Annotated in this window: 15 protein-coding genes; 13 read left to right on the top strand and 2 right to left on the bottom strand. The window is 67.6% G+C overall.

Going from position 1 to position 17,221, the window contains the following annotated elements; genetic code table 11:
• The first annotated feature begins 28 nt into the window (after positions 1-28).
• The 5 genes from ACW7G3_RS10205 (at position 29) to ACW7G3_RS10185 (ending at position 5,249) form a co-directional block, all read left to right on the top strand.
• The gene (locus ACW7G3_RS10205) at positions 29-1,429 is read left to right on the top strand and encodes a PhoH family protein (protein ID WP_456972856.1); all 1,401 of its coding nucleotides are present in this window, start codon (positions 29-31) and stop codon (positions 1,427-1,429) included.
• 92 nt (positions 1,430-1,521) lie between these two features.
• The gene (locus ACW7G3_RS10200) at positions 1,522-1,776 is read left to right on the top strand and encodes a helix-turn-helix domain-containing protein (protein ID WP_456972790.1); all 255 of its coding nucleotides are present in this window, start codon (positions 1,522-1,524) and stop codon (positions 1,774-1,776) included.
• Entirely contained in the window at positions 1,773-3,461 is a 1,689-nt protein-coding gene (locus tag ACW7G3_RS10195) for a SulP family inorganic anion transporter (protein WP_456982657.1), read from the top strand. The genes ACW7G3_RS10200 and ACW7G3_RS10195 overlap by 4 nt, the downstream gene beginning before the upstream one ends.
• A 145-nt stretch (positions 3,462-3,606) precedes the next feature.
• A complete protein-coding gene (gene thiD / locus ACW7G3_RS10190) occupies positions 3,607-4,416 on the top strand; it encodes a bifunctional hydroxymethylpyrimidine kinase/phosphomethylpyrimidine kinase (RefSeq protein WP_456982656.1) in 810 nt (269 codons plus the stop codon).
• Complete coding sequence (locus tag ACW7G3_RS10185) at positions 4,413-5,249, top strand: alpha/beta hydrolase family protein (RefSeq protein WP_456982655.1); 837 nt, start codon at positions 4,413-4,415, stop codon at positions 5,247-5,249. The genes thiD and ACW7G3_RS10185 overlap by 4 nt, the downstream gene beginning before the upstream one ends.
• Here the strand turns inward: ACW7G3_RS10185 and galE are convergent.
• Positions 5,239-6,324, bottom strand: a complete 1,086-nt coding sequence (gene galE, locus ACW7G3_RS10180) for a UDP-glucose 4-epimerase GalE (protein ID WP_456982654.1) — start codon at positions 6,322-6,324, stop codon at positions 5,239-5,241. The genes ACW7G3_RS10185 and galE overlap by 11 nt on opposite strands.
• 187 nt (positions 6,325-6,511) lie before the next feature.
• Here galE and ACW7G3_RS10175 point away from each other — a divergent pair, with 187 nt between their 5' ends.
• From ACW7G3_RS10175 to ACW7G3_RS10140, 8 genes are all read left to right on the top strand, one after another.
• Positions 6,512-7,132: an XrtA/PEP-CTERM system exopolysaccharide export protein gene (locus tag ACW7G3_RS10175; RefSeq protein ID WP_456982653.1), complete on the top strand. Its 621-nt coding sequence runs from the start codon at positions 6,512-6,514 to the stop codon at positions 7,130-7,132.
• A 9-nt stretch (positions 7,133-7,141) separates the two neighbouring features.
• Positions 7,142-8,683 (top strand): XrtA system polysaccharide chain length determinant, encoded by a 1,542-nt coding sequence (locus ACW7G3_RS10170; RefSeq protein WP_456982652.1) that lies wholly within the window; start codon positions 7,142-7,144, stop codon positions 8,681-8,683.
• A gap of 121 nt (positions 8,684-8,804) precedes the next feature.
• The gene (locus ACW7G3_RS10165) at positions 8,805-9,443 is read left to right on the top strand and encodes a polysaccharide biosynthesis protein (protein WP_456982651.1); all 639 of its coding nucleotides are present in this window, start codon (positions 8,805-8,807) and stop codon (positions 9,441-9,443) included.
• Between the two features lie 9 nt (positions 9,444-9,452).
• Positions 9,453-10,799 (top strand): hypothetical protein, encoded by a 1,347-nt coding sequence (locus ACW7G3_RS10160; protein WP_456982650.1) that lies wholly within the window; start codon positions 9,453-9,455, stop codon positions 10,797-10,799.
• On the top strand, positions 10,789-12,039 hold the full coding sequence (locus tag ACW7G3_RS10155; protein ID WP_456982649.1) for a glycosyltransferase family 4 protein: 1,251 nt from the start codon (positions 10,789-10,791) through the stop codon (positions 12,037-12,039). Before ACW7G3_RS10160 ends, ACW7G3_RS10155 begins: the two co-directional genes overlap by 11 nt.
• Positions 12,029-13,201 (top strand): glycosyltransferase, encoded by a 1,173-nt coding sequence (locus ACW7G3_RS10150; protein ID WP_456982648.1) that lies wholly within the window; start codon positions 12,029-12,031, stop codon positions 13,199-13,201. The genes ACW7G3_RS10155 and ACW7G3_RS10150 overlap by 11 nt, the downstream gene beginning before the upstream one ends.
• A 9-nt stretch (positions 13,202-13,210) precedes the next feature.
• Positions 13,211-14,530, top strand: a complete 1,320-nt coding sequence (locus ACW7G3_RS10145) for an O-antigen ligase family protein (RefSeq protein ID WP_456972812.1) — start codon at positions 13,211-13,213, stop codon at positions 14,528-14,530.
• An 86-nt stretch (positions 14,531-14,616) separates the two neighbouring features.
• Complete coding sequence (locus ACW7G3_RS10140; protein WP_456982647.1) at positions 14,617-16,032, top strand: hypothetical protein; 1,416 nt, start codon at positions 14,617-14,619, stop codon at positions 16,030-16,032.
• An 8-nt stretch (positions 16,033-16,040) separates the two neighbouring features.
• Here ACW7G3_RS10140 and ACW7G3_RS10135 read toward each other — a convergent pair whose 3' ends face one another.
• Entirely contained in the window at positions 16,041-17,177 is a 1,137-nt protein-coding gene (locus ACW7G3_RS10135; RefSeq protein WP_456982646.1) for a glycosyltransferase family 2 protein, read from the bottom strand.
• Positions 17,178-17,221: the final 44 nt, after the last annotated feature.

The following is a 17,221-nucleotide window of genomic DNA, read 5'->3' as shown; positions in this document are numbered from 1 at the left end:
ACGCCCAGTCACGGAGCTCCAGCGGATGATGACCCAAGGCAAGCGCGTGTACGTGCTCGACACCAACGTGCTGATGCACGACCCCACGGCGCTGTTCAAGTTCGAAGAGCACGACGTGTACCTCCCGATGCAGGTCATCGAGGAGCTGGACAACGGCAAGAAAGGCCTGACGGAGTCATCGCGCAACGCACGCCAGGTCAGCCGCTTCATCGATGAGCTGATCGAAAGCCAAGGCGCGGACAGGATCACCACCGGCCTGCGCCTCACCCCGCCCAGCGGCCTGCTGCTGCGGGGCGAAGAAGCCATCGGCTTCCTGCGCTTCCAGACCACGGTGCCGAAGGAGGACAAGACCTCGTTCGGCGCGGTGGCCCCTGACAACCGCATCCTCGGCGCCATCCTCGCGCTGCGTGCTGAGGGTGGCGACACGCCGGTGGTGTTCGTTTCCAAGGACATCAACCTGCGGATCAAGGCGGCGATCGCCGGCATCCCCAGCGAGGATTATGAGAACGACCGCGCGCTGGATGACTTCAGCCTGCTCTATACCGGCGCCGCCGCCCTGCCCGAGGACTTCTGGCAGCGCCATGGCCGCGATCTGAAGTCCTGGACCGACCGCGGCCGCACCTTCTACGAACTGGACATGGCCGAGGGCGATGACTGGCAGACCAACCAGTTCCTCTACCTGCCTGGCGACGAGCAATCGGAGTTCCAGGTCACGCGGGTGGAGGGTGGCAAGGCCACGCTGCAGATCGTTGACGACTATCGCACCAGCCAGCACGCGGTGTGGGGAATCATGGCGCGCAACCGTGAGCAGAATTTCGCCCTCAACGCGCTGATGGACCCGGAGATCGATTTCGTCACCCTGCTCGGCACCGCCGGCACCGGCAAGACCCTGCTCGCCCTGGCTGCCGGCCTGGCCCAGACCATGGACCAGCGCCGCTACCGCGAGATCATCATGACTCGGGCCACGGTGAGCGTGGGCGAGGACATCGGTTTCCTGCCCGGCACCGAAGAAGAAAAGATGACCCCGTGGATGGGGGCGCTGACCGACAACCTGGAGGTGCTCACCCACAACCAGGAGGGCGGCAACTGGGGCCGCCAGGCCACCAATGACCTGCTGGCCAGCCGGATCAAGATCCGCGCGCTCAACTTCATGCGCGGGCGCACCTTCCTCAGCCGCTGGCTGATCCTGGACGAGGCCCAGAACCTCACCCCCAAGCAGATGAAGACCCTGGTCACCCGGGCCGGCCCGGGCACCAAGATCGTCTGCCTGGGCAATCTGGAGCAGATCGACACCCCGTACCTGACCGAAACCACGTCGGGCCTGACCTATGCGGTGGACCGCTTCAAGACCTGGCAGCACAGCGCCCACATTACCCTGCGCCGCGGCGAACGCTCGCGCCTGGCTGATTACGCATCCGAAGTGCTGTAGATGACGTACTAAACATCATTAAAGACTCTTTTAACTTGATTAAGCGGGCCTGATCGCCAAGAATAGGGGGTGTACCCATCTTCGCCCCCAGCATGATCTCTCCCGGACAACTACGCGCCGCGCGCGCCCTCCTCGGTATAGACCAACGCTCGCTTGCCGCCATGGCAGGCGTCTCGTTGCCCACCATCCAGCGCATGGAGGCCAGCAGCGGCGACGTGCGCGGCGCCATCAGCACCCTGACCAAGGTGGTCGAGGCACTGGACGCGGCGGGGGTCGAGATGATCGCCAATGACCAGCCCAGCCAGGGCCGCGGCCGCGGCGTGCGGCTGAAGGGCCCGGCGCAGTGAAGATCGACCGCAGCTACCTGAAGATGTTCGAGCCCAAGCTCGTCACGGCTTTCCGTGAGGGCTATGGCTGGGGCGATCTGCGCGCCGATATCGTCGCCGGCCTGACCGTGGCGATCGTTGCCCTGCCGCTGGCGATGGCGCTGGCGATCGCCAGCGGCACCACGCCGGACAAGGGCATTTCCACCGCCATCATCGCCGGCTTCCTGATCTCCGCCTTTGGCGGCTCGCGGGTGCAGATCGGCGGACCCACTGCGGCCTTCATTCCGGTGGTATTCGTGGTGATCGAGCGCTTCGGCTACGGCGGGCTGATCCTGTGCACGCTGATGGCCGGCCTGATGCTGATCGCCGCCGGCCTGCTGCGGCTGGGCACGCTGATGCGCTACATGCCGCAGCCGGTGATCACCGGCTTTACCGCCGGCATCGCCGTGACCATCTTCTCCAGCCAGATCATCGACGCATTGGGGCTGCAGATCGCCGAGGTGCCGGGCGACTTCATCGGCCGCTGGACGGCCTACGCCCAGCACATCGCCAGCACCCAGCCGGTGGCGGTCGCGCTGACGGTGCTCGGGCTGGCAGTGATCGTCGCCCTGCGGCGCTGGCGCCCGAACTGGCCCGGGTTCCTGGTCGCGCTGCTGGCCTGTACCGGCGTGGTGCTGGTGTTCGGGCTGCCGGCCGAGACCATCGGCAGCCGCTTCGGCGCCCTGCCCAACACCCTGCCGGACTTCAGCTTCCCGACGATCCCGTTCGAGCGCACCTTCGAAATGCTGCCGAGCGCTTTCACCATCGCCTTCCTGGCCGCGGTGGAATCGCTGCTGTCGGCGGTGGTCGCCGACGGCATGACCGGCGGACGCCACCGCTCCAACGGCGAGCTGGTGGCCCAGGGCGTGGCCAACGTGGGCTCGGCGCTGTTCGGCGGCCTGCCCGCCACCGGTGCGATCGCCCGCACCGCCACCAACATCCGCGCCGGCGCGCGCTCGCCGATGGCGGGCATCCTGCACGCCGGGTTCCTGCTGGCGTTCATGCTGCTACTGTCGCCGCTGATGGGCTATGTGCCGCTGGCCGCGCTGGCGGCGGTACTGCTGATCGTGGCCTGGAACATGAGCGAGCACGAGAACTTCCGCGCCACCATGTCGGCGCCCATCGGCGACCGCGTGGTGCTGCTGCTGACCTTCGGCCTGACGGTGCTCTTCGACCTCACCGTGGCGATCCAGGCTGGCATCGTGGTGGCCGCGCTGGTGTTCATGTACCGCATGTCGGAGTCGGTGGAGATCAGCTCCGGTATCCGCACCTTCGATGACGATCTCTACAAGGACGGGGGGCCGCAGCTGGCCGAAGGGGAGCAGCGCCGCCTGCTGCCCAAGGGGGTGGAGGCCTACCAGATCACCGGCCCGCTGTTCTTCGGCGCCGCCAATCGCCTGGACAACCTGCTCGACCAGTTCTTCAAGCCGCCCAAGGTGTTCATCGTGCGCATGCGACTGGTGCCGATGATCGACTCCAGCGGCGTACATGCGATCAAGGCGCTGGCCGAGCGCTGCCGGCGCAAGGGCATCGTGCTGATCATCTCCGGCCTGCAGGACCAGCCCAACCGGATCCTGGCCAGCATGCAGCTGCACGAACGGCCGGGCGAGCTGTACTACGCCAACAACTTCCACGCCGCCCTCAGGATCGCCCGCTCAATCGTGTAGGAACGCGCCATGCGCGCGAAGCCGCGTGACGTCCGTCGATGCGACGGTCCTTCGGCCAGCCACGTTGCTGGCCGACGCCTTTCCGCCGCTCCAATTGCCCGCGGCTTCGCGCGCATGGCGCGCTCCTACGGGGCACAATGGATGGATGAATGAACTTCCTTCCGCCCTCACCATCGCGGGCTCCGATTCCGGCGGCGGTGCCGGCATCCAGGCCGACCTCAAGACCTTCGCTGCCCACCGCGTGCACGGCCTGTCGGCGATCGCCGCACTCACCGCCCAGCACACCCGCGGCGTCACTGCCGTGCACGTTCCGCCATTGGAATTCCTGCGTGCGCAGATCGACGCCTGCTTCGACGATTTCCGCATCGGGGCGGTCAAGATCGGCATGCTGGCCAACGCCGGGGTGATCAATGCGGTGGCCGATGCGCTGCAGGCACACGGCAACCCGCCGCTGGTGCTCGACCCGGTGATGATCGCCACCTCCGGCGCCCGGCTGCTTGAATCCGAAGCCCTCGACGCGCTGCGCGCACGGCTGCTCAACGGCGCCGCGATCCTGACCCCCAACCTGCCCGAAGCAGAGCTCCTGCTCGGCCACCCCATCAACGACCGCCAAGCCATGCGCGACGCTGCCACCGAGCTGTTACAAGCCGGCGCCCGCGCGGTGCTGCTCAAGGGCGGCCACCTGGAAGACGGCGCCGACGACGTCATGGACCTGTTCGCCGATTCCGAGGGTCTGGTCCGTGAGTTCACGCATCCGCGCCTGCCGCAGGATGCCCACGGCACCGGCTGCACCCTGGCGGCTGCGATCGCCGCCAATCTGTGCCGCGGCCTCTCCCCGGCCGATGCCTGCGAAGCCGCCACCGGCTACGTCCACCGCGCCCTGCGCGGCGGCTACCGTCCTGGCCGCGGCGACGTACTGGTGCTCGACCACTTCGGCGCCGCCGAACCGGCGTGACGCCCGCGCACGACAGCCTGGCACTGGAAGCAGCGGACGGCCACCGCTGGCAGCTTTACGCCTGCTCCCCGGCGGAGCCCGTCGCCACCGTGCTGTGGCTGCCAGCGCTGGGCGTCGGCGCGCGCCACTACCTGCCGTTCGCCCAGGCCCTGGCCAAACGTGGCATGGCCACGTTCCTGCATGAGTGGCGCGGCGCCGGCAGCAGCAGCCTGCGCGCGGGGCACGATTGCAACTGGGGCTACCGGGAGCTGCTGGAGCTGGACATCGCCGCCAGCGCCGACGCGGTCGATCGGACCCATCCGGGTCTTCCTTCCATCATCGGCGGCCACAGCCTTGGGGGACAGCTCGCATCCTGCCGGTTGGCACTCGCGCCCGACACCGCCCAGCAGCTCTGGCTGGTGGGCAGCGGCGCGCCGTATTGGCGCGCGTTTCCGCTCCCCCACCGACCGTGGTTGCCGCTGGCCTACCGCTTCCTGCCCTGGCTCGCCGACCGCAACGGGGCGCTGCCTGGCCGCAGGCTGCGCTTCGGCGGTCGCGAGGCGCGCGGGGTGATGCGCGACTGGTCGCGTACCGCGCTGACGGGCACGTACGCTGCCGACGGCCTGGATACCGACCTGGAGGCCGGGATGGCCAGGGTCCAGGCGCAGGTGAGCGCCGTAGTGTTCGAGCGCGACTGGCTCGCCCCGCCTTCTTCGCTCCAGCACCTGCTGTCCAGGCTGCCGCAGGTGGACACGCAGGTGATGTCCTTCGACGACGGCTCCCTGGGCGTGCGCGCGGATCACTTCCAGTGGATGCGGGCGCCCGGTCCGGTGGCGGACTGGCTCAGCCGCTGATCGCAATGCTGGCCGCGGCCGTGGCCAAAGCTCCATCGGCCTCGAGCAGGCCCGTTTCCGGATCACTGTCATAGCCTTGGGGGTTGTGCGCCTGCCAGCGCCAGGCGTCGCGGCACATTGCATGGACATCAAGCCTGGCGCGCCAACCCAGCAGTTCCCGCGCCAGCGAAGGGTCGGCGTACACCTCGGCCACATCTCCGGGCCTGCGGGGAACAATGTCGTAAGGAATCGTCCGCCCGCTTGCTCGCTCGAATGCACTCACCAGCTCCAGGACGCTGGTCCCGCGCCCCGTGCCGAGGTTGATGGCCGCACTGCGCTTCTCCCGCACGAGGAAGTCGAGCGCGTCGGCGTGCGCGTGCGCCAGGTCCATCACATGGAGGTAGTCGCGCACCCCGGTGCCGTCCACCGTGGGCCAGTCGCCGCCGAACACCGCCAGCCGCTCCCGCTGGCCCACGGCGACCTGGCAGACATACGGCATCAGGTTGTCGGGAACCCCGCCGGGCGCCTCGCCTATCAGGCAGGAATGATGTGCTCCAACCGGATTGAAGTAGCGCAGGCTGACCGCATGGAAAGCCGGATCGCTCGCGCACAGGTCGGCGATCAGCTGTTCCATCACGAGCTTTGAACGTCCGTAGGGATTGGTGACCCGAAGCGGCGCGTCCTCGCCCACCGGGACCACGTCGGGATCGCCGTAGACCGTGGCCGAAGAGCTGAATACCAGTCGATCCACTCCATGCGTGCGCATCGCCTTGAGCAGCTGGATCGTGCCGCCGATGTTGTTGTCGAAATAGTCGAGGGGCCTGGCGCAGGACTCGCCGACCGCCTTCAGTGCCGCGAAGTGCATCACCGCGTCGAAGCGATGGCCGTCGAAGAGTCGCGCCAGCGCCTCCCCGTTCCCCAGGTCCACGCGGTGGCAGGCCACCGGCATGCCGATGATCTGTTGCAGGCGTTGCAGCACCCGCGGCGAGCTGTTTACGAAATTGTCGGCAATCACCACCTGATGGCCGCGCCCGGCCAGCTCCACGCAGGCATGGCTGCCGATATAGCCGGCACCGCCGAAAACCAGAATAAGCATCAGCCCCCTCCCGTACGTCTTGCCCGGGATAACGCGGAAAGCGGACTTTGCCGGCAATGCACGGTTTTCGCGTTGGAACAGACACACCACTTCACCGGTCGCGAATGCCAAGGGGACACCCGCCGGAACAATGGCCGGACCGTCGCCCATGTCGCGTTACATCGTAGGGAAACTGGAGAACGGACCTATGAACAGCTTGTGTTCCGCACTGCTTGGAGTCTCGCTGTCGATCCTGATGGCTGCCTGCGCCACCACCAGCGGCGACGGCTCCGGCCCGCCACCTGCACTAGACCAGTCCGCCGAGGCCTACCTCATCGGCGTGGACGACATGGTCCAGGTGTCGGTGTGGGGCAATCCGGACGCGGGCGTCACCGCGCCGGTCCGCCCCGACGGGATGATCTCCGTCCCGCTGCTGGGGGACGTGGCCGCCGGGGGCCGTACCCCGCCCGAGGTCGCCCAGGACATCGAGGGACGCCTGCAGGAGTACATCAAGGACGCCAGGGTCTCGGTGATCCTGACCGAACTCAACAGCCACGAATACCTGTCCCGGATACGCGTCACCGGAGCAGTCCGGCAGCCGGTTTCGATTCCATACCGGCCCGGCATGACGGTGCTGGACGCGGTGCTGGCCGCCGGAGGGGTGACCGAATTCGCGGCCGCCAACCGTACCCGCCTGCACCGCAGGAGCGGAAGCGGCACCGGAAGCTACGCGGTCATGCTGGACAACGTGCTCACGACCGGCGACCTGACGACCAACTACACCGTGGCGCCGGGCGACGTGCTCACCGTGCCAGAACGCATGCTGTAAGGGGGATAGATGACCAGTCTTGCCGAATGGAGGGCTCCCGCTCCCGGGAGCCGACCGACCATTGTCCAACTGTTGCCGGCCGCCACGAAGGAGGCCCGGCGGCGACGCTGGACGCTCGTGGGCCTGTTCGGGGCGATCGTGATCGCCGGGTTGGTCCTGGTCCTGGCCATGCCCAAGGAGTACACCGCCTCGACCACGCTTCTGGTCGAGGAAACAGACGTCATCCAGCCGCTGCTGGAAGGCCGGACGGTGCCGACCAGCGTGGTCGACCGGGCCGCGATCGCACGCGAGGTGGCGTTCAGCGGCCAGTCCATGGAGCAGGTCCTGGAGACCGGCGGCTGGCTGGCAACCGATCCCGATCCGCTGCAGCGCGCCCAGCTGGCCAGCCAGATCATGGGCCGGGCCGAGATCACCAACCCGCGTGAAAATCCCAACCTGATCAGGATCAGCTACTCCGACTCCGACCCGCGGCGGGCGCAGGCGGTCACATCCCGCTTCGGCGAACTGATCATCCAGGAGAGCCTGAGCACCCGTTCCCGGGAGAGCCGGGCCGCCTTCGAATTCATCGACTCCCAGGTGGATGACTACAGGACCAGGCTGAATGACGCCGAGGACAGGCTGGCGGAATACCGCGAGGCCCATCCTGAAGTCCTGCTCGGCGACGAGGAAAACGTCGCCCGGCGGATCAGTGAACTGCAGTTGCAGATCGACAGGTCTTTGATGGACCAGGCGGAGCAGAGCTCCCAGGCTGGAAGCTGGGCAACCCACGTGGCGCGCGAGCAGTCGATCAGCGCGGTGCAGACGCGCACCGGCCCGCTGCAGCAGCGCATCGCCGAGCTTCAGGCCGAGCGGATGACGCTGGCCGGCACCTATACCGATCAGCATCCCGACATGGTCCGGTTGCAGGCCCAGATCAACGACCTGCAGGCGCAGCTGCAGCGCGGCGGGATACCCGTCACGGCCGCGGCGATGCCCGTTGCCGCCAGCGGAAACCTTGATCGCGGCAGGCTGACCGAGGCGCGCAGCCGCAGCGTCGGTACGGCCTCGCGCATCGCTACCGGCAACCAGCTGCTGCAGGGGGAACTGCAACGCCTCAGCCGCGTGGCGGCACTGGGAAGCGACCTGGCGAACCTGACCCGCGACGTCCAGGTCAATCTCGATCTGTACCAGGATCTGCTCGAGCGGCGCGAGAACGCCCGGCTGTCGATGAACCTGGACATCCAGCGTGGTGGCCTCAACTTCCGCGTGCAGGAGCCCGCGGCGCTGCCGCTGATGGCCAGCAGCATCAGCCGGACCCATGTCGCGCTGGGCGTGCTGGCCCTGGCCATCATCGCTCCCCTGCTGCTGCTGCTGGCCTGGCTGCGGTTCGACCCACGGGTCCGCATCGCCTCCCAGATCGAAACCATCGGGCTGCCGGTGCTCGGGACGATACCGCCGGGCGGCTATTCGCGGCCCCGTCGCCGTGCACCCGGTCAAAAGGCGCTGGCTTTGACCAGCGCAGTCCTGCTGGCCCTACCCATTGCCGCCGCCGTTGCACTGATGCCGAGGTAGGACCCAGATGACCGCCAACACGCCTGCATTTGAAAACCTCCAGCCGGTCGCGGATCAGCATCCGCTCCCGCACCTGACGGAAACACGGCTCGTCCCGTCCCCGGCGTTTGGCCGCGCGCAAATGGACGAGCGGGCGACGATCTCGCGCGCCGGCATCGGCCAGCCTCACGTAGATGCGTTCAGGACCCTGCGCACACGCCTGCTGGCCGCCACCAACGGTGCTCCCAGCGCCACGATAGTGGTCGCCCCGGTCAGTCGTGGCAGCGGCGGCAGCTACGTGGCACGCAACCTCGCGGCTGCATTCGCGTTCGACGAGACCATCAACGCCGTGCTGATCGACTGCGACCTGTTCCACGGAACACAGCACGACACCCTGCGGCTGGACCCCGTCAATGGCGGCCTGGTGAACTACCTCGAGGATCCGGCGGTGCTGGTAGGCAGCATGCTGTATGAAACCGGCGTTCCGCGGCTGCACCTGCTGCCGGCCGGCACGGCGACCGGGGCCAGCGCCGAGTACCTGTCGTCCTTCCGCATGCGGCTGCTCATCGATGTTCTGCGCAGCCGCACTCCCCCGCGCCACGTGATCCTGGACAGTCCGGCCGTGAAGGACAGCCCGGATGCCCGCATCCTCGCCGACTACGCAGACCTGGTGGTGCTGGTCGCAGGCTACGGCCGCGACAGCCCGGAACAGATTTCCCGCGCTGCCGCCGAGTTCAATCCCGGCAAGTTCGCCGGCGTGGTCTTCAACGAAGGACCATGAGGAGCAACCATGAGCAAGGGACGGGGATCCGCTTATCGACTGCGCGCGCGCGCCCGCGCCGGGACCCTCCCGGGGCTGGCGCTCATGCTCGCCATATCCGGCACCTGTGCCGCGGCCGAGATCGACTATGAGCTCGGCTTGTCCGGCGCACACAGCAGCAACATCGCGCTCAGCGAGGACGCCGAAACCAGTGACACCATCCTCGCACCGAGGCTGCGTTTTGCAGTGGCTCAGCGGGGCTCGGCGTTCGCCCTGCAGGCCCGTGGCCTGGTCGAGCACCGTGACTACCTTGACGACACATTCCCGCGCGAATGGCGCGGCGAACTCGCCGGCCAGGCCGAATGGACGATCGCCCCGGACCGCTTCAGCCTGGTGCTCGAGGACTACCTGAGCCACCAGCCCGTCGATATCGGCGCCGGCCTGTCACCCGGCAACCTGCAGCGGGTCAACGTGTTCATCGCCGGCCCCACGTTCCAGACCCGCTTCAACGGAACCACCCGCGCCCAGCTCGACGTGCGCGCCGCGAAAAGCTATGCCGAGGTGACCGAGGAGTTCAACGGCGACCGGCTCAGCGCCGCCGCGCGGTTGCAGCGGGAAACGGGCTCCCTCGGCCACGTCGCGCTGAACCTGGTGGCGTCCGAGGTCGAGTTCGATGACCCCGGGCAGGACTCCGATTATTCACGCACGGACGCCTATGCAAGCTACCGCCGCGAGCTGGCACACGGCAGCTTCGAGCTGGACCTGGGACGCTCCTGGGTGGATCCGGATCGGGGGGGAAGCACTGTGTCCGCGACCCTGGCCCGCGCGGGGTTCGTTTGGGCGCCCACCGGCCGCAGCCGATTCGACCTGCAGGCCCGGTACCAGCTTGCTGACAGCGCCCAGGAACTGATCATCCGCCAGATAGACCTGGCCGAGCCTATGATCCAGGAACTGTTCGCTTCCACCCTGGAGGTCAACGCGGATGTACATCGCCAGAGAAGGCTGCAGCTCGATTACAGGTTCCGCGGCGATCGCTTGGAGCTGAGGCTGCGGCCCCGCTACCGCAGCTACCGCTATCTGCAAAGCACGCTCAGCGATCGGGAAGATGTCAGTGGATACACGGAGCTCGCCTATCGCATCCGTCCGCGCACCACGCTGGCCATCTATGCCACGGCGCTCAACCGCGAGTTCATGACTACCCAGCGCAAGGACCGGGACCGCATCTACGGGATCAGGGCCGAACACCGCTGGACCCGTCACCTGACCACCCAGGTCGGGTTCCACCGCAACACCCGCGACTCGACCACGTCCGGTTTCAGCTATGGGGAGAACGTGGCCACCATCACCCTCCTCTGGGTCCGCTCCAGTGGACGGTGAACGGGCCGGTGCGCCCGCGCCGCGGCGCGTGCTGTACGTGGTTTCGCTTTTTCCGATCCTGGCGGAAACCTTCATCGTCCGTGAGATCCAGGCGCTGATCGACAGCGGCGTCGACGTACGCATTCTTTCGCTCAAGACCCCGCGCGGCCAGACCATCGTGCATCCCGAGGCGTCCGCCCTGCTGGACCGCGTCCGCCAGCCGCAAACCCCGGCCGTCGCATTCTGGAACACCCTGCGCGCCGCGCTCTCCCATCCGGTCATGGTGAGCCGCGATGCGGCCATCATCGCTGCCGGGACCTGGCGCACGCCGGTGGCCATGATCAAGTCGCTGGTAGCGATGGCCCGGGGGCTGGAACACCTGTCGTGGATGCGCGACTTCGACCCGGAATTCATCCACGCCCATTGGTCGACCTACCCTTCAACCGCCGCCTGGGTCCTGTCACGGGCCGCGGGGCGCCCGTTCGGCTTCACCTGCCACGCCCACGACATCTTCGTCGATCGGCACATCCTGGCCCGCAAGATCGCGGACTCCGCCCTGGCGGTCACCATCTCCCGGCACAACGTCGACTGGATCGACCGGAACGTTTCGCCGCTGACGCGGCACAAGCTGAAGGTCGTGCACTGCGGCGTGGACCTGGCGCAGCTTCCATGGTCGGGCAACGGCAGGGACGGGGCCCACATCCTCGCCATCGGCCGGCTGGTTGCGCAGAAAGGGTTTGGAACGCTGATCGACGCGCTCGCGCTGATGCATGCCAATGGAACCGGCTTCCGCTGCACGGTGGTCGGGGATGGACCGCTGCGAAAAGACCTGCAGGCACGGATTGACCGGCTCGGTCTCGGGGACAGGGTCGAGATGGCCGGCGCGCTTTCGCAGCAGGCGATCCGCGCCAAGTTGCAGAAAGCCACGATCTTCGCCCTGCCCTGCGAGGTCGCCCCCGACGGCAACCGCGACGGAATCCCGGTCGCGCTGATGGAAGCCATGGCCGCCGGCTGCCCGGTGGTCAGCTGCGCGGTCTCCGGCGTGCCCGAACTCATTACCGACGAGGTCCACGGGCTGCTTGCAGCCGAGTACGACCCGGCCGCGCTGGCCCGGGCGCTGGAGCGGCTGCTCCACGACCCCGGACTTCGAATGCGGCTCTCGCTTGCCGCCCGCCAGCGCATCGAGCTGGAGTTCGACGCGCGCAAAGAGGCCCTGAAGCTGCACCGGCTGATGGCGGAGGCACTGTGCAATGCGACCTGAGCGCCTGCTGCTGGTGGTCGACGAAATGGAGGTGGGTGGCAGCCAGCGCCAGATCCAGCACCTGCTGGCCGGCCTGGACCGCGAACGCTGGGCGCCGGAGCTGGCGTATTTCCGCAGTGATTCGTTCCTGCTCGGCGCCATCCAGCGCAGCGGCGTGCCGGTGCACTACCTGCCCAAGCGCGGGCGGATCGATGTCCGCTTCCTGCTCGCGTTCACCCGGCTGCTGCGGCGGCGCAACTACGCCCTGATCCACGCGTTCTCGCAGACCGCGGAAATCTGGTCGGTACTGGCCAGCGGCCTCTCCAGGCGCACCCCGGTGCTGATCGCTTCCGAACGCAGCTTCGCACCCGACAAGCGCGCCAGGCATTGGCTGCTCAAGCGCGTCGTGGTTGCGCGCAGCGCGGCGGTCATCGCCAACTCCCGCGCCGGGGCACGCTCGACCGCACGCCATACGCGCATGCCCGAGGCGAAGTTCGCAGTCATCGGCAACGGAGTGGCGCTGCCGCCGGCGATGTCCGCGGCGGAGCGCGCCGCCCTGCGGCGCACGCTCGGCGCACCGGCAGGGCGCGCAGTCGGGCTGTTCGTGGGGCGGCTGGTGCATGCGAAGAACCTGTCCTGCCTGATGGAGGCCGTGGCATCGCTGCCGCCCGGACATCGGCCATGGATCGCACTGGCCGGCGAAGGACCAATGCGCGCTTTGATCCAGGCCCAGGTCGCAGCGGCTGGCATATCCGACAGCGTGTGCCTGCTCGGGGAAGTGGAAAACGCGGTGCAGCTCATGCAGGCCGCCGACTTCCTGGTGCTGCCGTCCCACTTCGAAGGCCAGTCCAATGCGCTGCTGGAAGCGATGGCTGCAGGCTGCCCGGTCATCGCCTCCCGGGTCGGCGGCACCCCGGAACTCGTCGAAGACGGCCGCACGGGCGTGCTGTTTCCCCCGGGAGACGCGCGCGCCCTCGCGGCCGCAATGGCCAGCCTGGCGTCAGAGCCGGACCTGCGCAAGCAGCTTGCGGATGCGGCCCGGGAGTTCGTGGCCCGGCATCACAGCGCAGCCGCCCTCGCCGCCGCCACGTCGGCCGTTTACGAGCGCTGCCTGGCCGCGGGCGGCAGGAGACCAGGCCGGGCGGCCGGCGGGCTCATTCCTTCGCCGCGCCAGCGTGAGTAGGAACAACCGATGAACCTGCTCTACGCCCTGCCGATCATCCTGCTGCCGTATTCGCTGTTCCTGCCGCCGGACGTGGGCGTGGGCGCGTCCGTGCTGCTGCTGCTGTGGGCAAGCATGTTCGGCCGGCGCGATCCGCACGGGCTGCCCCGCACCAGCCTCCTGCTGCCGCCACTGGTGGGCCTGTTCCTCGCCTTCCTGCTGGGCTGGTTCATTGCAATCAGCCGCGATCCCTCGAGCCCCGGCGCAATCGTGCTGCAGGCGAAGTACGCGTTGACCTACCCGTTGCTCTACCTTGCCTACCGCCATTGCGGCCTGGATGCCAATGGCACCCGCCAGCTGATCATGCTCACGCTGGTTGTCGCTGCGGTCGCAGGGCTCCAGGCGGTATCGCAGGGGCTCCAGTTCGACCCCGCGCAGTTCGCGGACGGACAGCGGGCAACCGGCCCGTTCGGTGCAATCAGCGCCGCGAACCGCGCCGGCGTGTACTTCGCCATGTTCCTGCCCATGTTCGTTGCACTGGCACTGCAGCCCGACTGCCAAAAGCCGCTGCGGCTGATGGCCGTGGCTGCCGGCGCGGTGCTCGTGGCAGCGATTCTGTTCACGTTTTCCCGCCAGTCCTACGTGATCGCCGCACTCGGGATCACGCTGCTTCTGTTTCATCGCAGCTTTACGGCGGCGGCGCTGGCCATGCTGGTGATAGCGATCATTGGTGCCAGCGTGTTGCCGGACAGCGTGATCCAGCGGATCGATGAAACGCGACAGATGAACGCCGGCGGCGTGGCGTCATTCGACGGCAGCACGGCGAGCCGGCTGGAGATCTGGAAAGGAGCGCTTGCAATGCTGGCCGACCACCCGGCTGGCGTGGGCCTGGGACGTTTTCGCGAGCACATCGGTGACTACACCGTGTATCCGGGCATGGATGCACACAACGGATTTGTGCGCGCGCTGGCCGAATGCGGCCCGTTGGCCCTGGCGATGATGCTGTGGCTGGTCTGGCGGCTGTGGCAGCTCGCCCGCAGGGCACGGAGTGCCACCCGCGACAGCAACCCGGCTTCGCGCGCTTTGGGCGTTGGCCTTGCAGTGGCGGTGATCGCGATGGTGCTCGGCAATCTGTTCGGCAGCCCATATTTCGACGGCCTGGTGATGCACAGCTTCTGGATCCTGTGCGGGCTGATGGAACGCTACGCGGTCATCCAGGCCCACGCTCCGGGTACCCGTGCCGACGCCGGCCGCTCCGCGCAGGCCGCGGTCGCGGCAAGTCGTTTTCCCGCCGCGGCCCGGATATTTCCGGGCCTGGTGCGCAGGCCGGACCCGGGGCCGGGTGAGTGATCCGGCTGCGGCGCCTATGGTCCTCGTTGATGGCCAGGTCCGCGCTGGTAGTGGCCGGGACGGCGTGCATGGCGGCATGTCACGCAGTGGACACACCCGATACCGTCACGTGTTTCCAGGTGCAGCCACCGTTGCCGGCGCCCACGGAGGCAGCAGCCAATCGCGACCGCGGAGGAGCCACCTACCACGTCCGTACCGACGGCGGCACCGCCAGCCAGTGCACCGGCCGCGCCGACGCGCCCTATCCGGGCAGCGGCAGCGCACAGAACTGCGCCTGGAACAGCCCCCTGGTCGCCCTGCCCGCCTCCGGCTCGGCCCGCATCTCCGGTGGTGACACCCTGATGATCGGCGCCGGCACTTACACCATCGGCAGCCAGATGCGGCCCGTGCCCAGCGGCACCAGCTCCGCCCGCACCCGCATCCTGGGCAAGTCCGGCACCACCCCCAAGCTGGCCGGCAGCAACGGCATCCACCGGGTGCTCAACCTGGAAGGCAGCTCCCACGTCGAACTCGGCCACCTGGAGGTCACCGACGGCAGCGACTGCGTCTTCGGTCACTCCAGCTCCAGTGCCAGCTGCGGCTCCGGTGACCGGTGGGCCCGCGTGGGCCTGTACGCCAGCGGTTCGCGCAACGTGTGGATGCATGACGTCAACATCCACGGCATGGGCGCCCGCGGCATGCAGGCCGGCGGCCTCACCGACTGGACCATTGAACGGGTCAAGCTCAACCGCAACGGCACCGCCGGCTGGGACGGCAACGTCGGCAGCAACAGCTCCAACGCCGGCAACATGATCCTGCGCGACATCGAGATCAGCTGGAACGGCTGCGGCGAGCGCGTCTCCACCGGTGAGCCCTGGGCCTGCTGGGCCCAGCAGAGCGGCGGCTACGGCGATGGCCTGGGCCTGCCTGCCTCCGGTGGAAAATGGCTGATCGAGGACGCCTTCGTCCTCTACAACACCTCCGACGGCCTGGACTTCTACCACATGGATGGCGCCCCGGGCACCAGCGTGACCCTGCGTCGGGTGTACGCGGCTGGCAACGCCGGCAACCAGGTCAAGATCACCGGCAATTCAACGGTTGAAAACTCGGTCCTGGTCGGTCACTGCACCTACTTCAAGGGCAAGTTCAACATGGCCGACGGTGATATCTGCCGCGCCTACGGCGCCACCGTGCTGCTGGTGCTCAACGGCGGCCACACCGCCACCCTGCGCCACAACACCCTGGCCGGCGAAGGCGATGGCAACATCACCTACAACAGCGGCAACTCCTCCGACCGGATCGACATCCGCAACAACGTCGTGGTCGGCTTCCCGTACTTCGTCAATGGCGGCAAGCGTGCGTTCAACGCCGGCCGGGCCCCCGGCACGCTGAACATTTCTGGAAACCTCGCCTGGAACGTGGGCTCATGCCCCGACGGTGCCACCTGCCGGGCGGAGAGCGGCGGAATCGACATCGGCACCATCGCGCCGTGCACGCGGCTGACCCTGCCTGGCGGCCGCTGACTGCATGCTCATCGCAGCGGTGTCCAGACCACGACTTTCCGGCCCCTGATGAAGCGCACGAGACTGATCGCGGAAGACAGGTTGGTCAGCAGGAAATAATACGGCTGCGCCAACAGCTTGAATGCCCCCAGGCGGGGCAGCGGCAGGAAGCCCAGCGATCCCACCAGGATGCCCGCGACCTGGAGCCCCAGCAGCCACACGTACCGGTCCTGCATGGCCAAGGCGAGGTTCGCGCCCAGCGCCACCGCCCAGAAGACCGGCGAGAGGTATCTCAACAGTTTGTGTGACACCAGCTGCCACGCAAAAACGCCGTAGCGGAACGGATTCAGCAAGTGTCGGTTCCTGGCAAGCACCAGCAGGCTCCGCAGGGTCACCCGGTTGCGCATTGACAGCTCCTGGCGGGGCCGGTCCAGGGTCTCCTCGAAGCAGATCGCCTCCGGCTCGAGCACGGTGCGCAGTCCCTGGTCGCGCACATCCAGGGCGATCATGAAGTCGCTGATCAACTCCGTGGGGATGGGACGATAGGCGCTCGCGCGCACGGCGGACAGCGCACCGCTGACGCCGATGAGGGACCCCAGGGAGCTTTCCGCACTCCGCAAGAGGCTCTCGTATTTCCAGTATGACGAGCCGCCATGCCCGGTGGAATCGGTCGAGCGCGCCGTGTACACCAGGCGGGCCGCAACGCACCCCACTTCAGGGTCGTTGAAGTTCCTGGTGATTGCACGCAACGCGCCGCCGTCCACCACCGTGGTGGCATCAGCGAAGACCAGCACCTCGCCGGACGCGGCGGCAGCGGCCGCGTTCTGGCATGCGGTCTTGCCCAGCCGCCCCTCGATCCGCAACAGCCGTACCCCAGCCGCAGACCAGGCCTGCACGATCCCGTCGGTGGCATCCGTGGATGCGTCTGATACCACAATAACCTCGAGTTTATCCGCAGGATAATCGAGGGCCAGCGTATTGCTGATTTTCGCGCCTATATGTTTTTCTTCGTTATACGCGGAAATAATAAATGTGACAGGCGGCTCGAACTCTGCGCGCGCCACCGGGCGCTGGAACAGGCGAGCAAGAATCAACGTCAGGGCTGGATAACCCAGATAGATATAAACCAGCATCCCGATTGCGCCCCACATCACGATCTCGAGCATGTGCCGCCTCCCTGTAAACAGCCGTTCCGCGCCGTTGCACCTGA

The sequence above is a fragment of the Luteimonas sp. A478 genome (assembly GCF_054052025.1).
The sequence above is the reverse complement of the archived record's forward strand: the minus strand, read 5'-3'. Positions and strand labels throughout refer to the sequence as shown.